This is a genomic window from Bacillus sp. LH1, assembly GCF_057924895.1.
This window is the reverse complement of sequence record NZ_CM175007.1, coordinates 3,781,269-3,798,900: the sequence shown is the minus strand read 5'-3', so window position 1 is coordinate 3,798,900 and position 17,632 is coordinate 3,781,269. Positions and strand designations below refer to the sequence as shown.

Annotated in this window: 15 protein-coding genes and 1 pseudogene; 10 read left to right on the top strand and 6 right to left on the bottom strand. The window is 36.7% G+C overall.

What is annotated here, in order from left to right:
• Positions 1-27: 27 nt before the first annotated feature.
• From ACX9TM_RS19510 to ACX9TM_RS19485, 6 genes and pseudogenes are all read right to left on the bottom strand, one after another.
• Positions 28-279: pseudogene (locus tag ACX9TM_RS19510) on the bottom strand (HAD family hydrolase); the annotation flags it as partial.
• 86 nt (positions 280-365) lie between these two features.
• On the bottom strand, positions 366-620 hold the full coding sequence (locus ACX9TM_RS19505) for a YbeF family protein (RefSeq protein WP_016125154.1): 255 nt from the start codon (positions 618-620) through the stop codon (positions 366-368).
• A 167-nt stretch (positions 621-787) separates the two neighbouring features.
• Positions 788-2,173 (bottom strand): hypothetical protein, encoded by a 1,386-nt coding sequence (locus tag ACX9TM_RS19500; protein ID WP_065382112.1) that lies wholly within the window; start codon positions 2,171-2,173, stop codon positions 788-790.
• 186 nt (positions 2,174-2,359) lie between these two features.
• Positions 2,360-2,884 (bottom strand): DinB family protein, encoded by a 525-nt coding sequence (locus ACX9TM_RS19495; protein ID WP_001012048.1) that lies wholly within the window; start codon positions 2,882-2,884, stop codon positions 2,360-2,362.
• An 83-nt stretch (positions 2,885-2,967) separates the two neighbouring features.
• Complete coding sequence (locus ACX9TM_RS19490) at positions 2,968-4,038, bottom strand: M24 family metallopeptidase (protein ID WP_000172817.1); 1,071 nt, start codon at positions 4,036-4,038, stop codon at positions 2,968-2,970.
• A gap of 342 nt (positions 4,039-4,380) precedes the next feature.
• Positions 4,381-6,090, bottom strand: coding sequence for an Rqc2 family fibronectin-binding protein (locus ACX9TM_RS19485; RefSeq protein ID WP_000863284.1), 1,710 nt, complete (start codon positions 6,088-6,090; stop codon positions 4,381-4,383).
• 105 nt (positions 6,091-6,195) lie between these two features.
• Between ACX9TM_RS19485 and ACX9TM_RS19480 the strand changes: the two genes are divergently transcribed.
• From ACX9TM_RS19480 to rsmB, 10 genes are all read left to right on the top strand, one after another.
• Positions 6,196-8,919, top strand: coding sequence for a calcium-translocating P-type ATPase, SERCA-type (locus ACX9TM_RS19480; RefSeq protein ID WP_001104778.1), 2,724 nt, complete (start codon positions 6,196-6,198; stop codon positions 8,917-8,919).
• A gap of 99 nt (positions 8,920-9,018) precedes the next feature.
• A complete protein-coding gene (locus tag ACX9TM_RS19475) occupies positions 9,019-9,894 on the top strand; it encodes a YicC/YloC family endoribonuclease (RefSeq protein WP_000625869.1) in 876 nt (291 codons plus the stop codon).
• 67 nt (positions 9,895-9,961) lie between these two features.
• Positions 9,962-10,225, top strand: a complete 264-nt coding sequence (gene remA, locus ACX9TM_RS19470; RefSeq protein ID WP_001251456.1) for an extracellular matrix/biofilm regulator RemA — start codon at positions 9,962-9,964, stop codon at positions 10,223-10,225.
• A 13-nt stretch (positions 10,226-10,238) separates the two neighbouring features.
• A complete protein-coding gene (gmk, locus tag ACX9TM_RS19465; RefSeq protein WP_001257741.1) occupies positions 10,239-10,856 on the top strand; it encodes a guanylate kinase in 618 nt (205 codons plus the stop codon).
• Between the two features lie 2 nt (positions 10,857-10,858).
• The gene (gene rpoZ, locus ACX9TM_RS19460) at positions 10,859-11,071 is read left to right on the top strand and encodes a DNA-directed RNA polymerase subunit omega (RefSeq protein WP_000933960.1); all 213 of its coding nucleotides are present in this window, start codon (positions 10,859-10,861) and stop codon (positions 11,069-11,071) included.
• Between the two features lie 172 nt (positions 11,072-11,243).
• Positions 11,244-12,449, top strand: a complete 1,206-nt coding sequence (coaBC, locus tag ACX9TM_RS19455) for a bifunctional phosphopantothenoylcysteine decarboxylase/phosphopantothenate--cysteine ligase CoaBC (RefSeq protein ID WP_065382113.1) — start codon at positions 11,244-11,246, stop codon at positions 12,447-12,449.
• Positions 12,446-14,851 carry a primosomal protein N' gene (gene priA, locus ACX9TM_RS19450; RefSeq protein ID WP_000666720.1) on the top strand — a complete coding sequence of 802 codons (2,406 nt, stop codon included), beginning with the start codon at positions 12,446-12,448 and terminating at the stop codon, positions 14,849-14,851. Before coaBC ends, priA begins: the two co-directional genes overlap by 4 nt.
• An 11-nt stretch (positions 14,852-14,862) precedes the next feature.
• Positions 14,863-15,333 carry a peptide deformylase gene (gene def / locus ACX9TM_RS19445; RefSeq protein WP_000279455.1) on the top strand — a complete coding sequence of 157 codons (471 nt, stop codon included), beginning with the start codon at positions 14,863-14,865 and terminating at the stop codon, positions 15,331-15,333.
• Positions 15,334-15,356: 23 nt separating this feature from the next.
• Entirely contained in the window at positions 15,357-16,301 is a 945-nt protein-coding gene (fmt, locus tag ACX9TM_RS19440) for a methionyl-tRNA formyltransferase (protein WP_000598804.1), read from the top strand.
• Positions 16,298-17,632 (top strand): 16S rRNA (cytosine(967)-C(5))-methyltransferase RsmB, encoded by a 1,335-nt coding sequence (gene rsmB, locus ACX9TM_RS19435; protein ID WP_001249666.1) that lies wholly within the window; start codon positions 16,298-16,300, stop codon positions 17,630-17,632. Before fmt ends, rsmB begins: the two co-directional genes overlap by 4 nt.

Genomic DNA, 17,632 nt, shown 5'->3' with positions numbered 1-17,632 from the left:
CGACCGCGGGGGAACGCGGTCGTTTTTTTATATCATTGTTATAATTTCATGTAACGAACAGATAGTAGGAATATCGTACTTGAGTTGTGAGTTATCCCGATTCAACCATATCCCTTGCATCCCAGCTGCTGTACTACTAATCGCATCAGTCTCTAATCGATCGCCAATATAATAGCAATCTTTCATTTCAAGGTTCGATTGTAATACGGTTCTGTGAAAAATTTCAGGATCTGGTTTCGATATACCAAGTTCACTAGAAGTAAATATATATTTGAAAAAAATCTATAATACCATTTCTTTCAGCAGCCTCATAATCAAGTAAAGTTCCATCAATATCAAAGAAAATCATATTACAATCTCCTTAACTACTTAGTGCTTTCTGCAAGCTTATATCCTTTTACAAACAATAGAGTCACATAAGAAACAATAAATGAGAAAATGCTATACATGCCGACCCAAAAGAAAAATTTTGGAGTAAAGGCGATAACACCTATTATTAAAAAACTAGCAAACGTTACAATCGGCATTACGTAATACGTTTTCGTTTTGCGTGTTCCAATAACAGATACGATAAAGATAAATAATGGACAAATTAATAAGACGAAAATCAATTCATTCATAGGTATGTCCCCTTTTCTAATTGCAGTAATCTGTTTCTCGTAAACGTTTTGAAATAATTACTCTCCTAATATAATTTCGCTGAGTAATAACGAATCCCTCTTGAAAACTGATAATTCATGATGAATTTTACAAGCAAAAAACGTAAGCAAGAGAACACTTGCTTACGTTATAGGATAAACATCGCAACGATCGTGGTGACAATTAAACCGATAACAACCGGTAAAAAGTTTCGGCGTGCAAGTTCAAATGGATCGACTTTACAAATCGCAGCAGCAGGAATAAGTGCCCAAGGAATTAACGTCCCGCCCCCGGTCCATATAGCTGCAATTTGCCCGAGTGCTGTTAATGTAGCTGTTCCATGGCCAAGTGCTGTTCCAAAAAGATTGGCAATGGAACCAGCAAGTGATATACCTGAAAAACCTGATCCATCTAAGCCGGTAATGACACCCACGATGGTTAATGTCCCTGCCGATACATATTGATTTAAAGGAACAGTTTGAGATAAAGCGATGCCTAAGTCGTTAATGATTCCGTGTGAACCTTTCGGTAAATAGTCTCCGATAATTTTCACAAAGCCGCTATCTCCTAAATAAAAGAGTGCAGCGATAGGAATAACTGGTCCGAAAATTTTAAAGCCAAATTGGAGCCCTTCTATGAAATAATCGGTTGTTTTATTTAGTCCATTACCTTTGTAGGCGATGAGAGAAATGATGATAATCATAATAACAGTCGTTCCGCCGATAAGTGCAGTTGCGTCGCTTCCTTGTAGTTTAAATTGAATCATGCAAAGGATATCAATGATATATGCGATAGGGATACAAATAGCGAGCCATTTCTTTGTGCGAGGAGATAATGAAGTGAGCGTTTTAGAAGACTCAGTTGATAGAATAGATTCTTGTATAGCTAAGCCTGTATGAAACTCTTTTCGTAAGAAGAAAAAAGCGACGGAAGTTGTCACAACGCCCATAACGATAACGAGTGGAACACTTGCAGATACGACGCTGGAAACAGGGAGACCAGCAGCGTCTGCGGTTAATTTTGGTGCGCCTTGTATAACGAAGTCGCCGGATAAAGCAATCCCATGACCGAATAAGTTCATAGCAATTGCTACTCCAATTGGGGGGAGACCGACGCGTACAGCAACCGGTAATAAAATAGCTCCCATTAAGGCGACAGCGGGAGAAGGCCAAAAGAAGAAAGAAATTGTCATCATCAAAAGGCCAATAATCCAGTAGGCGAGGGTAGGGGTACGGATCATCTTTGTAAATGGTGAAATCATTGTATCATTTATACCGGTATGAACGAGTAAATTGCTCATGGATACAATAATAGAAATGATTAATATAGTTGGTAATAGCTCAGTAATGGCGTAAATAAAACTTTGAAAAATGCCGCTAACGGCAAGAGGGATAGAACTTGTAGCAGTTAATGCTAATAAAAAGATAAAAACGATACAAATAATTGTAGTATCTTTCCGGAGAATAAAAAAGGTAATAATAGTGAGTAAACAAATAACATAGAGAGCGTGTAATAGCGTTAATTCAACTCCCATAACATTCACATCCTTAGGCAATCGTGTAGTTTATTGTATGAAAGTAGGGAAAGTATGTGAGTATAGGAAAAAGAAAAAAGTAAAATTTCATGTACTGTAATGATGAGAACGATAAATGGATGTTACAATACAGTTAATCCTAAAAAATGAATAAAAGAAAGTGCCACCTTATCTGGTGGCACTTTCTTATTTTACTGCATGAGCTTTTTGCATCTTCCTAATTAAGCGAATTTGTCCGCGATGATTGATTTCATCTTCAAATACGTGAAACCATTTAAAGTAGTTGTTAGCTGGTTTGTCATACCAAAAGTCTGTCGTTTTAAATAGCCATTCATCAGGTAAAGATTGAAATGTTTCAATTGTTTTAGAGCGTACTTCTTGTAATGTATTAATGTAAAATTCTAAAGAGTTTCCTTTTATTTTTTCTCGTCCAAGATTCCCTAACTCAATAGCTGGCAACCAATGTTCTAATTCAGCTTCCGTCGGTTCACGATCCTCAAAGGTATGGATTTGGTAGTAAAATTCAATAGCAGCCATGTGATATAACAGCATGCCAATTGAATTGGCTTCTTTATCATATAAATAATCAAGTTCTTCAATTGTTAAACTTTCCACTGCTTGCATTGTTGTATAACGAGCGTAATTCATCATGGAAACAAGTTTTGAAAACTCAACTTGTAAACCATCTATTTTATCAATTACAAAATTCAATTTAAATTCCCCCTCTTTAAATGAACACTCCAGAGAAGGAATTCTATGTGTAGAAAAAAACTCCTTTTAAAAAGGCCATGATTTTAACAAGGGATTACAATTAGTTCTCTATTTGATTTTGTAATAACTTCATATCCGTCTTTTGTAATGACGATATCATCTTCAATTCTACAACCGCCCCAGTTCGGTATGTAAATGCCCGGTTCAACTGTAACAACCATACCTTCTTTTAATGTAGCTTTACTTTCTTGGGATAAGCGAAGAGGTTCATGTATTTCTAAGCCAAGACCATGACCAGTAGAATGACCAAAATATTGACCATATCCACAATCTGTAATGTAGTTTCTTGTTACATCATCGATACTTTTCGCAGTTTCTCCAGGCTTAATCGCTTCAGTCCCACGTTTTAACGCTTCTCGTACAACATTGTATATTTTTTTGAATTCTTCCGATGGTTCCCCTATTGCTACGGTACGTGTTATATCGGAACAATATCCGTCGTAAAGTGCACCAAAGTCTAATGTAACGATGTCGCCTCGTTCAATTATTTTATTTGATGCAACTCCATGTGGAAGAGAAGAACGAACACCAGAAGCTACAATAATTTGAAATGATGAAGATGTAGCACCTTTTTTTCGCATGAAAAATTCTAATTCATCTCGTACAGCATTTTCACTTATTCCTGGTTTTAGAAACGTAAGAATGTGATGAAATGCTTCGTCCGCGATATTAGCTGCAATTTTCATTGTTTCTATTTCAGGCGTGTCTTTAATGATACGAATATTTTCGATAATTTCGCACACTTGAATCATTTCCGCCTGTACGTATTTTTGCAAGTTTTTATATTGTTGCAATGTCATGTTGTTTTCTTCAATTCCAAGTTTTTGAATGTTTAATTTCGATACTTGATGTGCAATTTCTTTTTCTAAATTTCCTTTATGCATAATAATTTCAGCATCTTTTATTTGTGATTTCGCTTGATCTACATAGCGGAAATCAGTGATGAAAACAGCTTGATCGGCAGAGAGTAAGACGACGCCAGCACTACCTGTAAAGCCTGTTGCATATTGGCGGTTTTCTTTTTTTGTAATAAGTAACCCCTCAATTTCATAGTTTTGTAGTTGATTTTGGATTTTATTAATTTTTAAAGTCATGTTAATTCCTCCTATTCATAGTATTGAATAAAGCAAATAGCGTGCCAAAATGTATATTTGAAGAAAGGATAGTAGGGACAACATATATTTTAGGGGAGATAAAAAAATAGCCCGTAATTTGTGGGAGACGGTTTGTTCATAAAATCTAGATTGCTTCAATGAATAGCAGGGGGATGGGGAAAAATGATTGGAGTTACACTTGTACTTTATTTACATGCTGTAAAAAATTTTATACAAATGTGAAATGATACTGTCAATTTTTTTGACAATATTGAATGGATATAGCAACGAAATTGAAAACATATAAAAAATGCGCTGCATACAAGCAACGCATTTTTTTATTTATGCTTTTAATTTCATTACAATATCAGCATCTGGTGTTACATATACGGTTTGCTGATTGTCGTACGTAACAAAACCAAGTTTTGCACCACTCGGTTTTTTGACATGGCGTATTTTGGTGAAATCAACAGGTACAGAGCTAGACTCTTTCGCTTTACTGTAATAGGCAGCAATTTTGGCAGCTTCTAGTAAAGTTTCTTCAGCAGGCTCTAAAGAACGAATGACAACGTGAGAGCCAGGTATGTCTTTCGTATGTAACCAAATTTCATCACGGCGGGCAAACTTCGTTGTTAAATAATCATTTTGTTTATTGTTTTTACCAACGAAAATCTCTGTGCCATCACTTGCTACATATTTATCTAATACTGGTTTAGTAGGCTTTTTCTTTGCGTTTTTCGTTTTGCGATTGCGCACATAACCTTCTTCAGCTAATTCCTCACGAATTTCTTCAATATCTTTTGAAGAAGCAGCTTCCATTTGTTGAAGTAAGCTATCAAAATAAAGAATTTCTTCATTTGTTTTTTCGATTTGTTCTTCTACAACAGCAACCGAATTTTTTGCTTTTTGATACTTTTGGAAATAGCGTTGTGCATTTTCAGATGGTGTTTTTAAAGGATCTAATGTGATTTTTACAGTTCCACCATCCTCATCGTAATAATTAACGACCTCAATATCTTTATCGCCCTTTTTTAAAGCGTACATATTGGCTGTAAGTAGCTCTCCAAATAGTTGATATTTATCTGCTTTTCCAGCATCTTGCAGTGTTTTTTCGAGTTTAATGAGTTTTTTCTCGTTTTTATTTTTTTCGTTTTGCATAAAGCGTTCTAAATCATGAGCTTGTTGTTTTACACGATCACGTTCTGCTTTGCCAAAGAAGAAACGATCTAACAATTCGCTCACTGATGAGAATGTTTTTTCTTCTCCTTGCAAGTGTGTAAGAGGGAAAAGATAAAAGAATTCTTTTCCATTTGCAGTAATCATTGTAGGTGTATATGCATGAGATAGTAATGGTGTTTGTATAGAGAAAAATGCTTCTGATAATGCTTTCTCGTTTACCATACCGGCTTTCTTTACTACTTCTTTTGCAAATAATGGGGATATTCCCATGAAAGCACCAACGAGTTGTTTATCCATATTTCCAGATAGAAAGTCTAGCGGTCTAATAAAATCATCTGCGGTTTCAATTTGCAGAGGATTGATTTTATGTTGGGCTGGTGGCGCGACGTACTCAGCACCAGCATATACAGTTCGGTGACGGTTTACGGCTAATGAAACGTGTTTTAAGCTATCTAAAATCACGTTTGTTTTCGTATCTAATAAGATAATGTTACTATGTCGTCCCATTATTTCAATTACTAATGTTTTTAATGATTCGTCTCCGATTTCATTACGACTGCGAACTGTAATTTGAATAATGCGTTCTAAGTCGATTTGTTCAATTTTTTCAATAAATCCACCTTCTAAATGTTTGCGAAGAAGCATACAGAACATCGGCGGTATTGCTGGCGAATCGTAGTTTTGATTCGTTAAGTGCATACGCGCATATGTAGGATGAGATGAAAGAATTAGTTTTTGGTTCTTTCCATTCGCTCGAATATGTAATAAAATCTCGTATTTTGAAGGTTGATATATTTTGGAAATTCTTCCTGTGTAAAGAGAATTTTCAATTTCATGTGTAATCGCTCTTGTAAATAATCCATCGAATGCCATAAATGAACACTCCTTTCTAACTAAATGTTAATTATAGCATTTTTTTGGACGAGGCTGAATAAGCTTTCAATAGAGTATGTCTGGAATCAGGAGGTCGATAGCAGGATGAACTGGTATGGAATGCGAGCACATGAAGTGGAAGAAAGAACGAATACGAATGTAAAGGTTGGACTTACAGAGAAAGAAGCAGAAGGGCGAGTAAAGAAATTTGGTACTAATGAATTAGAAGAAGCAAAAAGGCCTTCTGCACTAATGGTATTTTTAGCACAGTTTAAAGATTTCATGGTACTCGTTTTGTTTGGAGCAACAATTGTTTCTGCGTTTTTAGGTGAATACATTGATTCTATTGCTATTGTTGCCATTGTTATTATCAATGGTATTCTCGGCTTTTTTCAAGAAAGAAAAGCTGAAAAATCATTGGAAGCTTTAAAGGAACTAGCTGCCCCGCAAGTTACTGTAATGCGGAATGGAAAGTGGGTAAAAGCACCATCTAAAGCACTTGTTTTAGGTGATATTATTAAGTTTTCCAGTGGTGATCGTATTGGGGCTGATGTGCGTCTTGTTGAGGCATCAAGTTTATATATTGAAGAGTCTGCTTTGACAGGGGAGTCCGTACCTGTACAAAAGAAGGTAGAAGCACTGCAAGGGCAAGATGTTGCAATTGGGGATCAAAAAAATATGGCTTTTATGGGGACAATGATTACGCGAGGATCTGGTACAGGAGTCGTTGTAGCAACTGGTATGAATACAGCGATGGGGCAAATTGCAAATATGTTGCAAAATGCAGAGCAAATGGAAACGCCACTGCAAAGAAGGTTAGAACAGCTCGGGAAAATATTAATTATTGTAGCTCTTATTTTGACAGCGCTCGTTGTATTGGCTGGTGTGTATCAAGGGAATGAAGTATATCATATGTTTTTAGCTGGCGTATCGCTAGCTGTTGCGGCTATTCCAGAAGGATTGCCAGCAATTGTTACAGTAGCTTTATCACTTGGTGTACAGCGTATGATAAAAAAGAGAGCAATTGTAAGGAAGTTACCGGCCGTAGAAACGTTAGGCTGCGCTTCTGTTATATGCTCTGATAAAACGGGAACAATGACACAAAACAAAATGATGGTAACACATATGTGGTCAGGCGGAGAATTGTGGAAAGTGACAGGGCAAGGATATGAACCTAATGGCTCTTTTATGAAAGGTGAAAAAGAAGTGAATCCAGCTAAGACAAAATCACTTTATCAGCTACTTACATTTGGTTCACTATGTAACAATGCAAATATTATTCAAAAGAAAAAGGCGTACGTATTAGATGGGGATCCAACAGAGGGAGCGCTTGTAGCTGCAGCAATGAAAGCTGGGATAACACGTGAGGCATTGAAAGGGAAATTTGAAATTATTCGTGAATTTCCATTTGATTCAACTCGAAAAATGATGAGTGTTATTGTACGAGATCGAGAGGGGAAAAAGTTTATTGTTACGAAAGGAGCACCGGATGTTCTTTTGCAAATGAGTCAAACAATCTTATGGGGGGATAAGCAGCAGCCGTTAAGTGAGCTATATAGAAAAGAAGTACAGGCGGCTATTCATAGCTTAGGTAGTCAAGCGCTTCGAACAATTGCAGTTGCGTTTAAACCTTTAAAAGTCACGGATTCTATTGAACATGAAAGAGACGTTGAAAAAGATTTTATGTTGGTTGGGATACAAGGTATGATTGACCCGCCAAGGCCAGAAGTCGCGCAGGCGGTAAAAGAGTGTAAAGAAGCTGGTATTCGAACAGTAATGATTACAGGTGATCATAAAGTGACAGCAATGGCGATTGCTGAACAATTAGGAGTTTTACCACCAGATGGACGCGTTGTTGAAGGAGTAGAACTCGCGAATATGGATGTGGAGGAATTAGAAAATGTTGTAGAAGATACGTATGTATTCGCTCGTGTATCACCTGAGCATAAATTAAAAATTGTTAAAGCATTGCAAAATCAAGGACATATAGTAGCGATGACAGGTGATGGAGTGAACGATGCTCCAGCTATAAAAACAGCGGATATTGGGATAGCGATGGGGATTACAGGGACAGATGTTGCAAAAGAAGCCTCTTCACTTGTTTTACTAGATGATAATTTTGCTACAATTAAGTCAGCGATTAAAGAAGGAAGAAATATATACGAGAACATACGTAAGTTCATTCGCTACTTATTGGCGTCAAATGTTGGAGAAATTTTAGTTATGTTATTTGCGATGTTACTTGCATTACCACTGCCGATGGTTCCTATTCAAATTTTATGGGTGAACTTAGTTACTGATGGTTTACCAGCGATGGCATTAGGTTTGGATAAGGCTGAAGGAGATGTGATGAAGAGAACACCGCGTCACCCGAAAGAAGGGGTATTCGCTAGAGGGCTTGCGTGGAAAATAATAAGTCGAGGGTTTTTAATTGGAGCAGTGACGTTAGTGGCGTTTATTATTGCGTATAACCAACATCCAAATGAACTGAAATATGCACAAACTGTAGCGTTCGCGACGTTGGTACTTGCACAGCTTATTCATGTATTTGATTGTCGTAGTGAGCATTCTGTCTTTCACCGTAATCCATTTGGGAACGTGTATTTAGTAGGGGCGGTTATTATTTCGTTACTACTTATGCTAGTGGTTATATATTATCCACCGTTACAACCGATCTTTAGCACAATGCCGATACAAGCAAGAGATTGGTTATTAATTGGAGGTTTGTCATCAATTCCGACTTTCTTACTAGTAGGTTCTTTATTAACAGGGAAAAAGGCTAAGAAGAAAAAGCCGATGTTATATAAGAAGGGATTAAACTTGAAATAGTCAATGTTATGAAAATGTGATATAATTTACAGAAGGTAGTAGAGCCTTGTCTCTATTACCTTTTTCATTGAGTTATTTTATGGCTTGGATGTGATAAAAATGATTTCTAGTATGACAGGGTTTGGAAGATCGAAAGTAGAAAGTGATACTTTTCAAATTACAGTAGAAATGAAATCGGTGAACCACCGTTTTTTAGAGATGAGTATTCGACTTCCTAAGCAAATGATGGTATTTGAGGACAAAATTCGTAAAATAATTGCACAGCAAGTTCGACGTGGGCGCATCGAAGTGTCTATTAGTATAGCAGGTGAAGGACTTGTTGAAAGAAAATTAAGTGTGAATTGGTCACTTCTTGAGCAGTACCAATCGATGATGGAAGATATAAAAGGGAAATTTCAATTACAAGATTCTATTACACTTCAGCAATTAATGGCAATGCCAGAAGTAACAGCAATTGAAGAAATAGAAAATGTAAATGAACATTTTGAGAACAGTTTATATGAGGCTGTTCGTCAAGCTGCTCATATGTTGAAAACGATGAGAGATGGCGAAGGAGAACGATTACATAAAGATATAGCGTATCGTTTACAAGAGATTAGCAATTGTGTAAATGCGATTATTCCACATGCACCAATTGTTACACAAAAATATCGTGAACGATTAGAAAATCGCTTAAAAGAATTACATAATCAAGATCTAGATGAACAAAGATTGCTAACAGAAGTCGCAATCTTTGCAGAGCGTTGTGATATTCATGAAGAGTTAGTTCGTTTGCAAAGTCATTTAGAGCAATTTCGTGAAACATTGCAGATTGAAGAGCCTGTTGGAAGGAAAATGGATTTCATCGTGCAAGAGATGCATAGAGAAATTAATACGATTGGTTCTAAGGCAAATGACTTAACAATTTCAAAATATGTTGTAGAAATGAAAAATAACCTTGAAAAAATTCGTGAACAAGTACAAAATATTGAGTAGCTTTCAAAAAATATATAAAGTTATACGTGGTGGAGAAATCGGATAGACTTACTAGGAGGCGCAAACTATGGCCATGCGGTTTTTAAATATTGGATACGGAAATATTGTATCTGCTCATCGAATTATTGCTATTGTAAGTCCGGAGTCAGCTCCTATTAAACGAACAGTACAAGAAGCACGCGAACATAATGCTTTGCTTGATGCTACGTATGGGAGAAAAACAAGGGCGGTTATTGTTATGGATGATGGGCATGTTGTATTAAGTCCAATTCAACCAGAGACGATTGCACATCGTTTGAATAATAAAGAAGATTTAAGTGAGGAAGGGTAGGTTTTACATATTTATGAGAAGTAGAAGAGGATTGCTCATCGTTCTTTCGGGGCCTTCTGGGGTTGGAAAAGGGACGGTTCGTAAAGAGCTGTTTAGCCATGAGGATACACGTTTTCAGTACTCTATTTCAGTAACGACACGTAAGCCGCGTGAAGGTGAAGTAGATGGTGTGGATTATTTCTTTAAAGAAAGAGAAGAATTCGAGGAAATGATTCGTAATGAAAAATTACTTGAGTGGGCTGAGTTCGTAGGTAATTATTACGGAACACCGATTGACTATGTTGAAAAAACATTACAAGAAGGAAAAGATGTATTCTTAGAAATTGAAGTGCAAGGAGCAATTCAAGTTAAGAAAGCTTTCCCAGAAGGTGTATTTATTTTCTTAGCACCTCCAAGTTTATCTGAACTAAAGAGCCGTATTGTCGGACGTGGTACAGAGACTGAAGATGTTATTGAAAATCGTTTAACTGTAGCGAAAGAAGAAATCGAGATGATGGACGCTTACGACTATGTAGTAGAAAACGATCAAGTTGAATTAGCTTGTGATAGAATTAAAGCAATTGTGGTTGGCGAACATTGCCGCCGCGAAAGGGTAGCAAAATATTATAAAGAAATGACGGAGGGTCTATAATTATGTTAAATCCATCAATTGACTCATTACTACAAAAAATCGATTCTAAGTACACTTTAGTAACAGTGGCTGCAAAACGCGCACGTGAAATGCAACTTGCTAATAACTGTGTTGTAGAAAAACCTGTTTCTCATAAATGTGTAGGTAAAGCATTAGAAGAAATCGATGCAGAAGCATTAAGCTACGTACCAAGTGAAGATAAAGTAGCTGAATAAGCCTTTGCCTTCGACAAAATAAAACATAGACTTTATAATTTTCTATGTAACGGTAACAACCTATTTACAAGTAGGTTGTTATTTTTTTACGAAAGGAATGAAATATCGGTACTGACGAGCTGAGAATTCTATTTCAGTATTATAAGTTTGAAAAAGAAAGAGGACGAGTCATATGCTAAAAGGGAAAAAGATACTTTTATGTGTAACAGGAGGCATTGCGGTTTTTAAAGCAGCTGCGTTAACGAGTAAATTGACACAATCTGGCGCGATTGTCAAAGTAATGATGAGTGAGTCGGCAATGAAGTTTGTTACGCCTCTTACATTCCAAGCGCTTTCTCGCCATGATGTATATACGGATACATTCGATGAGAAAGACTCAGCTGTTATTGCTCATATTGATTTAGCAGATTGGGCGGATGTTATACTTGTCGCACCTGCTACTGCCAATTGTATTGGAAAGTTAGCTGGTGGTATTGCAGATGATATGATTACAACTACTTTGTTAGCTACTACAGCTCCGGTATGGATTGCGCCTGCTATGAATGTGCATATGTATGAAAATAAAATAGTTCAAAAAAATATGATGACATTGAAAACGCTAGGATATACATTTATTGAGCCTGGGGAAGGCTTTTTAGCATGTGGATATGTAGCGAAGGGACGACTAGAAGAACCTGAAGCAATTATTGCACGGTTAGAGGAAGCTTTCTCAGAACACAAACCATTGCAGGGAAAAAGAATATTAATAACTGCTGGCCCAACACGTGAAAAGGTTGATCCAGTTCGTTTTATGACGAATTTTTCTTCTGGGAAAATGGGGTATGCGATTGCGGAAGTGGCAGCGAATTTAGGCGCTGATGTTATACTCGTTTCAGGACCGACAGCATTAAATCCACCGTTACATGTAACGACAGTGCAAGTGGAATCTGCACAAGATATGTTAGAAGCAGTTCTTCAACATTATCAAAACGTAGACGTTGTCATTAAAACAGCAGCAGTTGCAGATTATCGTCCGAAATATGTGCATGAGAATAAAATGAAAAAGCAAAATGGTGATGCTGTCATTGAACTTGAAAGAACGGTGGATATTTTAAAAACATTAGGTCAGAAAAAGGATAAACAGTTACTTATCGGTTTTGCTGCTGAAACGACAAATGTAGAGGAATATGCAACGAAAAAACTACGTGAGAAAAATGCAGATATGATTGTCGCGAATGACGTAAAAGCGCAAGGAGCTGGATTTGGCACGGATACGAATATTGTAACAATGTATAGAAAAGATGGAAAAGTTATTGAGTTGCCACTTTTAATGAAAAAAGAGGTAGCTCGTGAAATATTGAAGCAAATTGAAATGATGTTAGAAGATGATCGTTTATGAAATTTGCAAGTGTAATTGTTGATGTACCTGCCCGTCAGACAGATCGACCATTTGATTACATTATTCCTAAAAAATGGGAAGATATTGTACAGACAGGAATGCGTGTGGTAGTTCCGTTTGGGCCAAGAAAATTGCAAGGTTTTATTATTGGGATTAAAGATTCGGTGGATGTAGAAAGTAAGAAGTTAAAGACAATCCATGAAATATTAGATGTAACACCGGTTTTAAATGATGAATTATTAAAGCTTGGATATTGGCTTACAAGTGAAACGTTATGCTACATGATTTCAGCTTTTCAAGTGATGCTTCCAACTGCGATAAAAGCAACGTATAAAAAACGTCTACAACTTTGTAAACAGGAAGAAATAGCACCTGAAATACTATATTTATTTCAGGATAAAGAAGCAATTGATTTTGAAGTAATCGAGCAACAGCCACATTTATACCGAACTATTCAACAAGAAATTAAAAATGGTACGGTTGAAGTCGTTTATCAAGTGAAAGATAAAGTACAAAAGAAGAAGCAAAGAGTGGTTCAGCCGGAGTTGCCAGAAGATAAATTGGAATTAGCGGCATTTGAACTGAAAAGTAAAAAACAACAAGATGTACTTTATTATTTTGTGGAAAATTATAAAAGTACACCGTTGAAAGTAATTACAGAAGAGTTACAAATAACAGATGCTCCAATAAAAGCACTTGTTAAAAAGGGATTCATTTCAGAAAAGTATGTGGAAGTATACCGAAATCCGTATGACGATGATGATTTTGAACAAACAAAACCATTTCCACTTACGGAGGAACAAAAACAAGTTATTACACCGATTTTATCATCAATTACAAATGAAACTTATAATCCATTTTTGCTATATGGTGTTACAGGAAGTGGAAAGACAGAAGTATATTTACAATCTATAGCAGCAGTGCTCAAGAAAGGAAAAGAAGCTATCGTTCTTGTTCCTGAAATTGCACTAACGCCCCAAATGGTGGATCGTTTTAAAGGTAGGTTTGGCTCGCAAGTTGCAGTTCTTCATAGTGCGTTGTCTGTTGGAGAAAAGTATGACGAGTGGCGTAAGATTTTAAGAAAAGAAGTGAAAGTTGTAGTTGGTGCGCGTTCAGCTGTTTTTGCGCCTTTTGAGAATTTAGGGATTATTATTATTGACGAAGAGCATGAATCAAGTTACAAACAAGAAGATAATCCGAGGTATCATGCAAGAGATGTAGCTGTCTGGAGAGGACAATATCATAAATGTCCTATCGTTCTTGGTAGTGCGACACCAACACTTGAATCGTTTGCAAGGGCGAAAAAAGGTGTTTATGAACTATTAACAATGGAAAAACGTATGAATGAACAAGCTTTACCAACGGTAGAGATTGTTGACATGCGAGAAGAACTTCGTGACGGGAATCGATCAATGTTTTCTAAGGCGCTGCATGAAAAAATAGCAGATCGATTAGAAAAGAAAGAACAAATGGTACTCTTTTTAAATAGAAGAGGTCATTCTACATTTGTTATGTGCCGTGATTGTGGGTATGTTGTCCAATGTCCGCATTGTGATATTTCATTGACATATCATAAAATGAATCATCGTTTAAAATGTCATTATTGTAGTTACGAAGAGAATATGCCAACTGAGTGTCCAGCTTGTCAAAGTACATACATTCGTTTCTTTGGTACAGGTACACAAAAGGTAGAAGAAGAAATTACAAAACTATTTCCAGAGGCGCGAGTCATTCGAATGGATGTAGATACGACAAGTCGAAAAGGAATGCATGAAAAATTATTAAAGGCGTTTGGGGAAGAAAAAGCAGATATATTACTTGGAACACAAATGATTGCTAAAGGATTAGATTTTCCGAAAGTAACGCTCGTTGGGGTTTTAACTGCAGATACGATGCTTCACTTACCTGATTTTCGGGCGAGTGAAAAGACATATCAGTTATTGACGCAAGTAAGTGGACGAGCGGGTAGACATGAATTGCCAGGGGAAGTTGTGATTCAAACGTATACGCCAGAACATTACAGTATAGAGTTAGCGAAGAACCAACAATATGATGTGTTTTTTGACCAAGAAATGCAAATGAGACGAACAAGACAATATCCCCCATATTACTATGTTGTACTCGTAACTGTATCTCATCCAGAATTATTAAAAGCGGTACAAGTGACGGAAAAAATTGCCTCGTATTTACGAACGCATTGCTCACAGCAAACAATGGTGCTAGGACCAGTTGCTTCAGCGATTCCAAGGATAAAAGATAGATATCGTTATCAATGCATGATAAAATACAAACGGGAACCAAACTTAAAGAACGTGCTCAAAATGGTAAATGAACATTATCAAGCAGAAATGCAAAAAGAGCTACAAATCTCAATTGATTTTAATCCAACAATGTTAATGTAGCGGAGGGAAATATGGCAGTTTTAGAAATAATAAAGCATCCAAATGAAGTGTTAGAAACACCATGCGAAAGAGTAATTAACTTTGATAAAAAGTTAGTGAAATTGTTGAAAGATATGCATGAAACAATGTTAATTGCGGACGGAGTCGGTTTAGCTGCGCCTCAAGTAGGTGTAAGCTTGCAAGTAGCGGTTGTTGATGTCGATGATGATACTGGGAAAATCGAGTTAATCAATCCATCAATATTAGAAAAACGTGGTGAACAAGTAGGTCCCGAAGGCTGTTTAAGCTTCCCGGGACTTTATGGTGAAGTAGAACGTGCCGATTATATTAAAGTAAGAGCGCAAAATCGCCGTGGGAAAGTATTCTTATTAGAAGCGGAAGGATTTTTAGCGCGTGCAATTCAACATGAAATTGATCATTTACACGGTGTTTTATTTACATCGAAAGTGACAAGATATTATGAAGAAAACGAACTAGAATAGGTGTTAAAAGGAGCGGTTTTTAAATGATAAAAGTAGTGTTTATGGGAACACCGGACTTTTCAGTGCCGGTGCTTCGTCGTCTTATTGAAGATGGCTATGAGGTAGTAGGTGTTGTGACGCAACCTGATCGTCCAGTAGGTAGAAAAAAAGTATTAACACCTACACCTGTTAAAGTTGAAGCGGAAAAACATGGTATCCCTGTGTTACAGCCGTTAAAAATTCGTGAAAAAGATGAATATGAAAAAGTATTGGCATTAGAGCCAGATTTAATTGTAACAGCTGCATTTGGGCAGATTGTACCAAATGAAATTTTAGAAGCACCAAAGTATGGGTGTATTAATGTTCACGCTTCTTTACTTCCTGAACTTCGTGGTGGTGCACCAATTCATTATGCAATTATGGAAGGTAAAGAAAAAACAGGTATTACAATTATGTATATGGTAGAAAAATTGGATGCTGGTGATATCTTAACGCAAGTGGAAGTTGAAATTGAAGAGCGTGAAACGACAGGCTCATTATTTGATAAATTAAGTGAAGCAGGAGCACACCTTCTATCTAAAACAGTGCCTTTATTAATTCAAGGTAAGTTAGAACCGATTAAACAAAACGAAGAAGAAGTAACGTTTGCGTACAATATAAAACGTGAGCAAGAGAAAATTGATTGGACAAAAACAGGTGAAGAAGTATACAATCACATTCGCGGATTGAATCCATGGCCAGTTGCTTATACAACTTTAGCAGGACAAGTTGTTAAAGTATGGTGGGGGGAAAAAGTGCCTATAACTGAACCGGCTGAAGCAGGTACGATTGTTGCAATCGAAGAAGATGGTTTTGTTGTAGCAACGAGTAATGAAACAGGTGTTAAAATTACTGAATTGCAACCTTCTGGTAAAAAGCGTATGAGTTGTTCACAATTTTTACGTGGAACAAAACCTGAAATTGGAACGAAGTTAGGAGAAAATGCATGAGACAAAATGTTCGTGAATTAGCTCTTGATGGTTTAATTCAAGTGGAAAAAAGTGGTGCATATAGCAACTTACTTTTAAATAATCTAATTGAAAAAAGTGCAATTGATAGAAAAGATATTGGTTTATTAACTGAAATTGTATATGGAACGATTCAACGTCGTGACACATTAGATTATTATTTACAGCCTTTTTTAAAAAAGAAGGTTGAGGCGTGGGTAAGAGTATTGCTTCGCTTATCTTTATATCAAATGATTTATTTAGACCGAGTGCCAGAAAGAGCGGCTATTCATGAAGCGGTTGAGATTGCAAAGCGTCGCGGGCATAAAGGAATTGCTGGTATGGTGAACGGTGTATTACGTTCGATTCAGAGAGAAGGTGTACCTTCTGTAGATGAAATCAAGGATCCAGTAGAACGTCTTGCAATTACAACAAGTCATCCAGTTTGGCTTGTCCAAGAGTGGACTTCAGAATACGGTTTAGAAACTGCAGAAAAAATGTGCGAAGTAAACATGTTACCCCCTGTACCAACAGCGCGTGTGAATGTTGATAAGGTAACTGTAGAAGAAGCGATTGAGTTGTTAGCAAGTGAAGGTATAGAAGCAAAACGTGGTGACTTATCAGATGATGCTATTCAGATTGAAAGAGGAAATGTAGCGCATACAGAAGCGTTTAAAAAAGGATTTCTTTCTATTCAAGATGAAAGTTCTATGCTTGTAGCACGCGCTTTAGAACCGAATACGGGAGATGCAGTTCTTGATAGTTGTGCTGCTCCAGGCGGAAAAACAACGCATATCGCGGAACGATTAAAGGGAACTGGTAAGGTCATGTCCCTTGATTTACATGCACACAAAGTACGTTTAATTAAACAGCAAGCAGAGCGACTTGGTCTAGAAAATGTCGAAACTAAAGCGCTAGATGCTAGAAAAGTGCAAGAGCACTTTGCAAATGAAACGTTTGATAAAATATTGGTAGATGCACCGTGTTCTGGATTTGGTGTAATTAGACGTAAACCTGATATTAAGTTAGGAAAAGATAAAGGCGATAGTGAAAGATTATCGACGATTCAAATTGCAATACTAGAAAAAATAGCACCATTATTAAAACAAGGCGGTCGTCTTGTTTATAGTACGTGCACAATTGAGAAAATAGAAAATGAACAAGTAATAGAGAAATTTTTACAAGAACATCCTGAATTTGAATGGGATACTACGCTTAAAGAGCGTATGCCAGAAAAATTAACTCCGTATATTGATGAAGGTCAAGTGCAAATTTTACCGCATTATTTTGCGACGGATGGCTTTTATATTGCTTGTTTAAGGAAGAAGGTGTAG

Bases quoted from the DNA above. Each gene is read 5' to 3' on its own strand.
- gmk (WP_001257741.1), top strand. From the start codon at position 10,239: ATGAGAAGTAGAAGAGGATTGCTCATCGTTCTTTCGGGGCCTTCTGGG.
- coaBC (WP_065382113.1), top strand. From the start codon at position 11,244: ATGCTAAAAGGGAAAAAGATACTTTTATGTGTAACAGGAGGCATTGCG.
- ACX9TM_RS19475 (WP_000625869.1), top strand. From the start codon at position 9,019: ATGATTTCTAGTATGACAGGGTTTGGAAGATCGAAAGTAGAAAGTGAT.
- priA (WP_000666720.1), top strand. From the start codon at position 12,446: ATGAAATTTGCAAGTGTAATTGTTGATGTACCTGCCCGTCAGACAGAT.
- fmt (WP_000598804.1), top strand. From the start codon at position 15,357: ATGATAAAAGTAGTGTTTATGGGAACACCGGACTTTTCAGTGCCGGTG.
- ACX9TM_RS19485 (WP_000863284.1), bottom strand. From the start codon at position 6,090: ATGGCATTCGATGGATTATTTACAAGAGCGATTACACATGAAATTGAA.
- ACX9TM_RS19500 (WP_065382112.1), bottom strand. From the start codon at position 2,173: ATGGGAGTTGAATTAACGCTATTACACGCTCTCTATGTTATTTGTTTA.
- def (WP_000279455.1), top strand. From the start codon at position 14,863: ATGGCAGTTTTAGAAATAATAAAGCATCCAAATGAAGTGTTAGAAACA.
- ACX9TM_RS19480 (WP_001104778.1), top strand. From the start codon at position 6,196: ATGAACTGGTATGGAATGCGAGCACATGAAGTGGAAGAAAGAACGAAT.
- ACX9TM_RS19490 (WP_000172817.1), bottom strand. From the start codon at position 4,038: ATGACTTTAAAAATTAATAAAATCCAAAATCAACTACAAAACTATGAA.
- rpoZ (WP_000933960.1), top strand. From the start codon at position 10,859: ATGTTAAATCCATCAATTGACTCATTACTACAAAAAATCGATTCTAAG.
- rsmB (WP_001249666.1), top strand. From the start codon at position 16,298: ATGAGACAAAATGTTCGTGAATTAGCTCTTGATGGTTTAATTCAAGTG.
- remA (WP_001251456.1), top strand. From the start codon at position 9,962: ATGGCCATGCGGTTTTTAAATATTGGATACGGAAATATTGTATCTGCT.
- ACX9TM_RS19505 (WP_016125154.1), bottom strand. From the start codon at position 620: ATGAATGAATTGATTTTCGTCTTATTAATTTGTCCATTATTTATCTTT.